Raw genomic sequence first — 8112 nt, 5'->3', positions numbered from 1 at the left:
GATCAGCTAAGCAAACCCCGTGTTGCCATTGGGATTGCTGGGCAAGACCCTGATCCGAGACACACTTTCTGTCCTATAGCCCGGGGCGGGGCGTTTTGTCTCCGCCTGACCACGGCGAGCAATGTGTGCCCATCAAATGCTCTTGCCGCAAGCATTGATTCGACATGCTTGCATAGGCACGATCTCCGCCTTAGGATGCAAGCATGGATGACAAGATGCATGCAGAAAGCGATGACGAGCACGTTGACGGAAAGGCTGCTGGCGGCAGAGCCAGAGCAGAGAAGCTCACTCCTCAGCGACGTACAGAGATCAGCCGAGCAGCGGCAAAGAAGCGATGGGAGTCAGTGGACAAGGTTGCAATCTGCGGATCGACAGATAAGCCGTTGGTCATCGGCGATATTGAGCTCACCTGCTACGTCCTCGATGACGGCACACGAGTCCTTACCCAGTCCAGCTTTCTCCATGCGCTCGGCCGACACCGAAGGGCGAACACTAGAGCCAGCAGTGGTGTCCCTCCGATTCTCCAAGGCCAAGCGATAGCTCCGTTTATCCCAGACGAGGTACTGGCGAAAGCTGAACCGATTACCTTTCGACCGCCCTCAGGCGGAAAAGCGAGTGGGTATAACGCGGAGCTGCTCCCTGACGTCTGCGAAATCTACCTCGAAGCAAGGGAGTCGGGAGCGCTCCCGTGGCAGCAGGAGCATGTTGCCCGGCAGGCGGAGATCATTATCCGCGGGCTTGCCAGAGTGGGGATCATTGCGCTCGTTGACGAAGCTACTGGGTATCAGGAGATCCGACAGCGTGATGCACTCGCCCTGATTCTCGAGGAGTTTGTCGCAAAGGAGCTGCAGCCTTGGGTGAAGACGTTCCCTCCGGAATTCTACGAGCAGATGTTTCGCTTGCGGGGCCTTGACTATCAGAGTGGGCAGGTTCAACGGCCCCAGTATTTTGGGAAACTCACCAACGACGTCATCTACGATCGCCTCGCTCCAGGAGTGCTAAATGAGCTGAAACGCAAGGTAGAAAGAGACCGATCGGGCCGTCCAAGGGAGCGCTTGCACCAGCACTTGACATCCGATTCTGGGCACCCGCGACTTAGGGAACATCTGGCATCAGTCATCTCGATCATGAAACTCAGTACGGATTGGGAAGACTTCAAGACCAAGATTGACACCATTCACCCAAAGTATGGGCACACACTGCCCTTGTCGCTCGAGGTCTAACGATGCCAGCCCCCACCGTCACCGCGGTGGGGGGCCTTCCGTCATGTCCGCTTCTGGTAAGCCAGCCGTGTTGGTCGCCAAATTGGTACCGTTCGATCGCTCAACAGGCTTCGGTGGTCAGCTGTGAATCTGCGTGTCGGTTCGCGACTTTCCCCTGCTGCCAAGGAGAAGAGCTGTCCAGATCACCGAGCCGAGGATGAACGGTGCGCTCACTAACCAGCTCATCAACATTATGGCGGTGACTGTTATCCAACCGTCCTCAACGGCGGCCGCCCACACCGTCATGACGACACATCCCGCTAACATTAATACTGCCACGCTAAGCAATGACAAATAGGAAATCTTTCGAATTCTATTTTTCGGGATCACCAGGGGTTGCCCTTTCCTTTGTAATGCTTTTTACCGCCGATGCGCACTGCTTCGAAGTAGACTACTGCAACGGTCTTGCAAATGAAGACTTCCTTCTTTCTCTTGTTGCAGAGGCTTTTCATGTTCTCACGGAATCTGGCGTCACACACGTTTCTATTGGTCCTGGAGTTCTTTCCGTAACACAAGTCGTGCTTATCGCAGGCAGATTTAAATATTTTGTTCCACTTCGCCGCTGCCTTCTTCAACTGCTTCGGTGTTGAGCATCCGTTAGGCTTCGCATAAGGTTGCAAGATTATCGGACCGAGCGAGTCCGAACTGTAGTAGTCCTCGATAAGTGCGTCCTCGGAAATGTCGCCATCGATCTCGACGCCCTCGTCCTTCAGGATCTGCAACGCCTTGCCAAGTTCCGATATGGCTTCCCTGTCGACATTGGCAGGCTCGGTAGCACTCGCAGGGGCACCGGTAAGTGCTGCGGCGAGAGCGACTGCGACCAGCGAGGTAATCGCAACTCGAAGATGGACAAATTTGAACTCCATGAAAAACTCTCCGTCCTTGGCGCTAGATGCAAGGACACCCTCCCAGAGAACTTCAGTGCGCGCATCGCACGAAAGTATGAAATCTGTGGAGCGTTCATATGCACTGGAGTGCCGCAACGGACCGATCTTCTTCGTGGGCTTCGATGCCGATGGCTCGCACTCTCTGCACGGTTCTAATTATATCTCTGCGCCTCCGATTCGCGATGTTTCGTGAGGTCCGTGCGCGCCCCCTGCTCAAGCAGGTCGGCTTCCCAGGCGTCGATCGTCTCGGGTAGCCAGCCCCGTGTTGAGCCGACCATCGCGTTCGGTTCGAAGTCCCGGAAGTCGACACCACCCCACCCGGCGACGACTACACACCCCGCCACTGACACCCGGCCCAGTCCCTCACGCCGAGGGGCGGGGCCTTCCGTCATGTCCTGGGGTCGTGCGGCGAGACAGACTAGAGCCGTGGTTAACTAGATCCTGAAATCCAGTTTCCGAAGAGAGATGACAGTGGGACTCACCAGCGGCTGCAGATGCGTCATCGACCCCTACTACTGCCTCCAGTCCGAGGAATACGTCACTCAGCTCAACGATGAAGATGGCAGATTCAGGAGCGCACCCCAACCCCACCGCGAGAACGAGTTGTCCGTGTTCCGTGGAAGAAGTACTCTTGAGGAGGCCCTGGCGCGCAGGATCCGATCCGTGAGGCCTCCATTCGACGCGGATCTTCTCGACGGTCGGGTGGTCAGGTTCGCTTCCGTGAGAGACTTGCGAGATGCTGGATTCGGGGTCGTCCACACCCCGGCCAAGAAGATCAAGAACGACATCCACTGCTCGATCGTTCTTCCGCCATTACCAGACGACGAAGTGTTGGCAGAGTGGCCGACCCTCCCCATAGACTTTCCAGCACTACTTGATAGCCTGTTCGAAGTACAAGTCACCCAGGAGGTGAAGAAGTGAATATCGAAGACGCGATCTACCGCGGGTATCTCGCGTGGTCACCATCGCCCAGCACAACAAACTTGGATGTGTGGGTGGACGATCATGTCCCAATGGCCGGGACGCTCATGATCGAGGGGGCTACAATCGCGTTCAGCGCAATCCTGGAACCGACTGAGGCAGTTTCGGTCTGGATCTATGCCGAACTGAACCCCGCCGAGGTGGCATTCCTCGGCGACCATGTGTTCGAAGACGTCCACGATGCCGACGATTACCTGAATTCCGTCTTCTCAAGCCGCCCGGTGGCCTACGCAACCACAAGAGACTACCGTATTCGTCAGTTCAGCCTTTGCGACCTCAAGGGTAGATCTCCTGTGAAGGGCGCACTCGACTTCCTGAGAATGGTTAGTGACGCACTGACTCTCATGGCTCCAAAGAGCTCGGACGGCAGTGTCGTCGCGAAGTCCTCCGAGGTCGAACAAATTGACGTTGAGGCCGAGAAGTTCAAGCGACTCGTCTCAGCCTGACCCCCTCATACGACGAGGCCCCCACCGCATCACACGGTGGGGGCCTTCCTTCATGTCTGTTCAGGGACGCACGATGTACCATTAACTCACCCCTGCCTTTCCTCGGAGTGAGAGTTTGGTGATCAGGACTTAGCCCCGCCAACATTGCAGATTTTGGCATTGCGGCGGGGCTAAGCGGTTCAGGAGTGGAGGTGGATCGTCCCCTCCAAGTAGCCGGAGTCTCTCGTCTCGCCCGGCTTTAGTGAGGGGCGATGGTCGTACCTCGCGATTCTAACGCTATCCTTTTGTCTCCCGAAGGTGACGACTGCGAACACCTCAACTACTCGAGGGGATGGGCTTTGCGATCGTTTAGCCCATTCCAGAGTCTCGTCAAGGCCCGCCCCGGAAGATTCGTACACCGCGACGGACGTGAGATCTTGCGGATCAGATTCGTCACCATGCCAGAACGCAACGCGAAAGGCGTCGACTACGTCTTCGCGTCGGACATCTCGTTCGTCGATTAGGTGAAACGCTTGGTCGTTCATCGATGCCTCAATTGGTAGTGTCGGCGCAGACTCGAGTCACGCAAGAGTTGCTGTTTCAGATCTTCTTCCAGACGGTCTTCGACAGTGAGCCTGATCTCTTGCCCGAAAGAGACGGGTGGCTTGTGACTATCCATGTGCTCGTGCCGTTCCAGAAGCCCGTACCTCTACCGCCATTCGACCCCACTACTGGAGTATAGTACGGGGAAGAGTACTTTCCGGTATTGGCCGTGACTGTAATTCGCGCGTCACTTCGAGCCCGTGTCTGAGCTTTGCCAGGCCTTGCGCTTGAGCTGGCAGCAGGGTACAAGCTCAGCAATCCTTTGACTCGCAATTTGATCTTAGTGCTCACTCCTTTCGACTCGCATTTGTAACGAGTCTTGTATATAGCACCGCCCGCACCGCTAGAGTAATGGGGATAATCAACCCTGATGTCGCATTTCACAAAGCCAGCATTTGCCTCTTCCGATGATTCGGAACTTCGAGAAGCGACCTGGCCCCCGAGCGTTACGGTCGTCTCAACGTAGTCCCGGGTGTCGCCGGCTTGTCGAAGGATCTCCGCTTCCGACATATTGAGTGCGTCCGTCTCGACTCGTTCGGACCACGCTTCGTACTGCTGCATGGCGAAGGAGCTGATTTGTGCGTCTTCCTCTACTTCTGCGCCGGCAGGGGAGGAGGTACCCGCTGCGAGTAGGATCGATAGGCTTATCGCCAAAACTACCTTGAGTGGCTTCATTGCGGTTCCCATTCTGTTAAATCCGCCTCGAAAGCGAAGATGCAACCGAGCGTCGGAGTATGGTGAGCTGATACTAAGCAGTAGGAACCTCTACTTGGTCGGAGGAAGTGGGCCACTGTCAAAACTGTGGCCAAAATGAGATGCTAACTCACGCTCGGGACTGTCGTCTTCGTCAAGACATCGCGCATGCCGCATCGTTCGACGTGCGCCCCTATGTGTGAAGCCACTGAGTCGTGTTCAGCTCGTTCTGAATTGGTGACAGTTCCAAGGGTCGTGTCCGTGCCATCATTCAAGGTTGGAAGAGACAGCACAGAAGAACAACCAGGAGGATCCGCGTGTCTATCTACGAGGAAGCAGTTCGGCCTGCTGGTCGAACTCTCGCCGAAGGCGTCCGCCGCTTTCAAAAAGGAGTGGTCTGTGAAGTCCCGGAATGCGCCTACACCCTCGACGGTCTGAGCGTCGGCGACTTTGAAGGCTCTTCGTAAACGAGAGTGTAGGTCGGTGATCCCAGGACACGGCGAGTCTTTGCCCGGATAGAGGTCGAGGTCTTCCGATGATGGAAGTTCCTACACAGTCCATCCGAAAGACCTCGACATGGCCAAGCCTACTTTCTCGACCCCCGACCTCACGACCTTCGCCCGCCTCGACTCCCTCGACCTCACCTGCATCGGCCAACACATCACCGGTCACACAGCCATTCTCGAATGCCGGCCCAACACTGCTGATGACTGGTGCCGACAGTGCGGGGGCCACGGGGTCGTTCGCGATACCGTTGTCCGTCGCCTCGCCCATGAACCCTTCGGCCACCGACCGACCACGCTTCATATTCGCCTCCGCCGGTACAAATGCGTCGAGTGCGGCCGTGTGTGGCGTCAAGACACCAATGCTGCGGCACCACCACGAGGCAAGATCTCTCGAACCGGACTCGACTGGGCACTGCGGGCCCTCGTCATCGATCACGACACCATCTCCGTGATCGCTGCGAAGCTCGCCGTGTCCTGGCACACCGCGAACTCCGCGATCCTCGCCGAAGGCCGGCGCCTGCTCATCGATGATCCGACCCGTTTCGACGGGGTCAGCGTTATTGGTGTCGACGACTCCCCCGCGCGCTGCGCTCTCAAACGGGAGGTACCCCCACTTGTATGGCGGCACACCCGGCATGGCGACAGATACGTCACCGTCATCATCGACCTCACCCCGATTAGCCAGGCAACAGGCCCAGCACGTCTGCTCGACATGATGCCCGGACGCTCGAAGCAGATGTTCAAGCAATGGTTGAGAGCCCGTCCGAAAGCCTGGCGTGATGGCATCGACGTCGTCTCCATGGATGGATTCTCCGGGTTCAAAACCGCCTCGGTTGAGGAACTGCCCGATGCGGTGGAAGTCATGGACCCGTTCCATGTCGTCAAGCTCGCCGGTGATGCTCTCGATGATGTTCGTCGTCGTATTCAGCAGGAGACAACTGGCCATCGTGGACGAGCGAAAGCCCCCCTGTATCGGGCGAGGAGGACTCTGCACACCGGAGCTGATCTGCTCACGACTAAGCAGCAGGAGAGACTCGCGGGCCTGTTCACCGATTCGAGCTTCACCGAAGTCGAAGTCACCTGGGCTGGTTGAGCTCAGACGGTTGGGACCGACTCTGAAGCGTCGAGCTGCTGATGTGCTCGCGTTCTTCACCCGGCCGGGAACGTCGAATGGTCCGACTGAGGCGATCAACGGCAGGCTCGAGCATCTGCGGGGATCGGCGTTGGGGTTCCGTAACCTCACGCACTACATCGCGAGATGTCTGCTCGAGTCCGGTGGATTCAGACCGGTTCTACACTCACGTTTACGATGAGCCACGTTAGCGGCGGCAGTCCCCGCAAGATCATTCGTGGGAATCATGGTGAAAGCGTGCGCGAGAATCTTCATAACTCGGCTCAAATTTTGCTGAACGGGGACTCGCCATTGTCTTCGAAGTCCTCAAAGCGCACTGTAGCGCGTTTCGATGTTGCGACACTGGTACCTCCAGTCTGCCGCCTGCGATCACCCCAGGGTGCTACTTTTGGTGAGATCCCTCATACTCGATGAACTGCGCATCGTCGTTGACCGAAGTTCCCCGATATTCCACCTGCTGTTCACTGGGCACAAGATCTTGGTAGTAGCCGAGCCGATTACCCCACGGGTCGGAGAAGTCGACAAACGCAACAACTCCAGGCAGCTGCGAGGGTTCGGAATGCTCAATTCCTGACGAGTCGAGAAAGTCCAGTGCAGCACGGAGGTCGAGCACACGGAATCGCATTCTATTGTGCATAGGCGCTGCGTCTGCTTTGCCTCCGACCTGAACCCAGCATTCTTGGCCTGAAATCGGAGACCACTCGAAGAAATCATCATGCGGTTCGAACTCCGGTTCGCGCCCGAATAGCGTGCTGTAGAACGATCGTGCTGTGGCAGTCTCGTTGGTCGGCACGTACACCTGCACAGTGACGCCCGCGGTAATAGGAGCAGAGTTCATCGAACCGTCACTCATAGCTATATCCTCCATATCACTAGCCTCGATTTTTCATGAGTCAGTGCTCGGGCATGGTTGCAGCCCCATTGCTGTCCACTGACTCTGATTCTCGCATGCGGGTAGGACACGACACCGTGTGACGCCACGATTGCCGCGGGGACTCCTGATCCCGGCGTTCCTTCTCGATCGTTCGGATACGGGCACCAACCACTTCAGCCCGGTGCTGGTCCCGGCAGTGTCCGTACATTGCCCAGTCCGGCGAGGATGGCCTCAGCCCAGGTGGCAATCGCCTTGATATGAACCACCACTCAACGAGCAGTGCGCGCGATCGTCGCGGACACCGAGTAAATGTGCATGCGCAGCTTCTTCGGTTCCCACCGGCGGATCTCGTGAGTCGGGAACGCCAGCAGGGACATCCAGGCCTCGATCTCTCCGGCCAGGGCGACAACAGCCAACCAGAATGGGTTCTGGTCGAACCCTTTCAAGGGGAAGTTCCGCAGCCCGGAGTCCTTGCAGACTCTGGGGTCTTGCCACCAGGGCAAGAACCACGCGATGAGAGCAGTTGCGTTGTGTCGTCAGCCGTCGAGCTGGCTGACTCTCCCTCGAGAGATCTCGAGGATGGCAGCGACATCGGAGACGCTGAGATGGCGCGCGCGGAGATCGCGAACGACCTCCCGGGACAGCCGCGCAGCCTCGACTTGGAGATCTGGGCTGTGTCAAGTTTCGTAGACGATCTCTTTGTGGATCAGGCGGCGATCGCGGCCTGAAGGGTGTAGTCGGCGCGCGCT

At 57.4% G+C, this 8112-nt stretch carries 7 protein-coding genes and 2 pseudogenes; 5 read left to right on the top strand and 4 right to left on the bottom strand.

Annotated features, from left to right (window positions below):
• Positions 1-203 precede the first annotated feature (203 nt).
• A complete protein-coding gene (locus AAHA49_RS17605; RefSeq protein WP_339393283.1) occupies positions 204-1223 on the top strand; it encodes a P63C domain-containing protein in 1020 nt (339 codons plus the stop codon).
• 365 nt (positions 1224-1588) lie between these two features.
• On the opposite strand, the gene AAHA49_RS17600 is transcribed toward AAHA49_RS17605, so the two are convergent.
• Entirely contained in the window at positions 1589-2128 is a 540-nt protein-coding gene (locus AAHA49_RS17600) for a phospholipase A2 (RefSeq protein WP_339393284.1), read from the bottom strand.
• Between the two features lie 486 nt (positions 2129-2614).
• Here AAHA49_RS17600 and AAHA49_RS17595 point away from each other — a divergent pair, with 486 nt between their 5' ends.
• Positions 2615-3070, top strand: a complete 456-nt coding sequence (locus tag AAHA49_RS17595; RefSeq protein WP_339393285.1) for a hypothetical protein — start codon at positions 2615-2617, stop codon at positions 3068-3070.
• Positions 3067-3576: a hypothetical protein gene (locus AAHA49_RS17590; protein ID WP_339393286.1), complete on the top strand. Its 510-nt coding sequence runs from the start codon at positions 3067-3069 to the stop codon at positions 3574-3576. The genes AAHA49_RS17595 and AAHA49_RS17590 overlap by 4 nt, the downstream gene beginning before the upstream one ends.
• 579 nt (positions 3577-4155) lie before the next feature.
• On the opposite strand, the gene AAHA49_RS17585 is transcribed toward AAHA49_RS17590, so the two are convergent.
• Positions 4156-4833, bottom strand: coding sequence for a hypothetical protein (locus AAHA49_RS17585; RefSeq protein WP_339393287.1), 678 nt, complete (start codon positions 4831-4833; stop codon positions 4156-4158).
• A 594-nt stretch (positions 4834-5427) separates the two neighbouring features.
• Here AAHA49_RS17585 and AAHA49_RS17580 point away from each other — a divergent pair.
• Positions 5428-6670, top strand: a pseudogene (locus AAHA49_RS17580) (ISL3 family transposase).
• Positions 6671-6871: 201 nt separating this feature from the next.
• Here AAHA49_RS17580 and AAHA49_RS17575 read toward each other — a convergent pair.
• Both AAHA49_RS17575 and AAHA49_RS17570 read right to left on the bottom strand, forming a co-directional pair.
• Entirely contained in the window at positions 6872-7342 is a 471-nt protein-coding gene (locus AAHA49_RS17575) for a VOC family protein (protein WP_339393288.1), read from the bottom strand.
• 194 nt (positions 7343-7536) lie between these two features.
• A pseudogene (locus AAHA49_RS17570) lies at positions 7537-7845 on the bottom strand (transposase); the annotation flags it as partial.
• Between the two features lie 48 nt (positions 7846-7893).
• On the opposite strand from AAHA49_RS17570, the gene AAHA49_RS17565 reads away from it, so the two are divergent.
• The gene (locus AAHA49_RS17565; RefSeq protein ID WP_342039157.1) at positions 7894-8091 is read left to right on the top strand and encodes a hypothetical protein; all 198 of its coding nucleotides are present in this window, start codon (positions 7894-7896) and stop codon (positions 8089-8091) included.
• Positions 8092-8112: the final 21 nt, after the last annotated feature.

It is taken from the genome of Brevibacterium ammoniilyticum (genome assembly GCF_038429965.1).
Taxonomy (GTDB): Bacteria; Actinomycetota; Actinomycetes; order Actinomycetales; family Brevibacteriaceae; genus Brevibacterium; species Brevibacterium ammoniilyticum.
The sequence above is the reverse complement of the archived record's forward strand: the minus strand, read 5'-3'. Positions and strand labels throughout refer to the sequence as shown.

What these genes read in the sequence shown, in the direction of transcription:
- AAHA49_RS17605 (WP_339393283.1), top strand. Translation starts at nt 204, where the DNA reads ATGGATGACAAGATGCATGCAGAAAGCGATGACGAGCACGTTGACGGA.
- AAHA49_RS17600 (WP_339393284.1), bottom strand. Translation starts at nt 2,128, where the DNA reads ATGGAGTTCAAATTTGTCCATCTTCGAGTTGCGATTACCTCGCTGGTC.
- AAHA49_RS17595 (WP_339393285.1), top strand. Translation starts at nt 2,615, where the DNA reads ATGACAGTGGGACTCACCAGCGGCTGCAGATGCGTCATCGACCCCTAC.
- AAHA49_RS17585 (WP_339393287.1), bottom strand. Translation starts at nt 4,833, where the DNA reads ATGAAGCCACTCAAGGTAGTTTTGGCGATAAGCCTATCGATCCTACTC.
- AAHA49_RS17575 (WP_339393288.1), bottom strand. Translation starts at nt 7,342, where the DNA reads ATGAGTGACGGTTCGATGAACTCTGCTCCTATTACCGCGGGCGTCACT.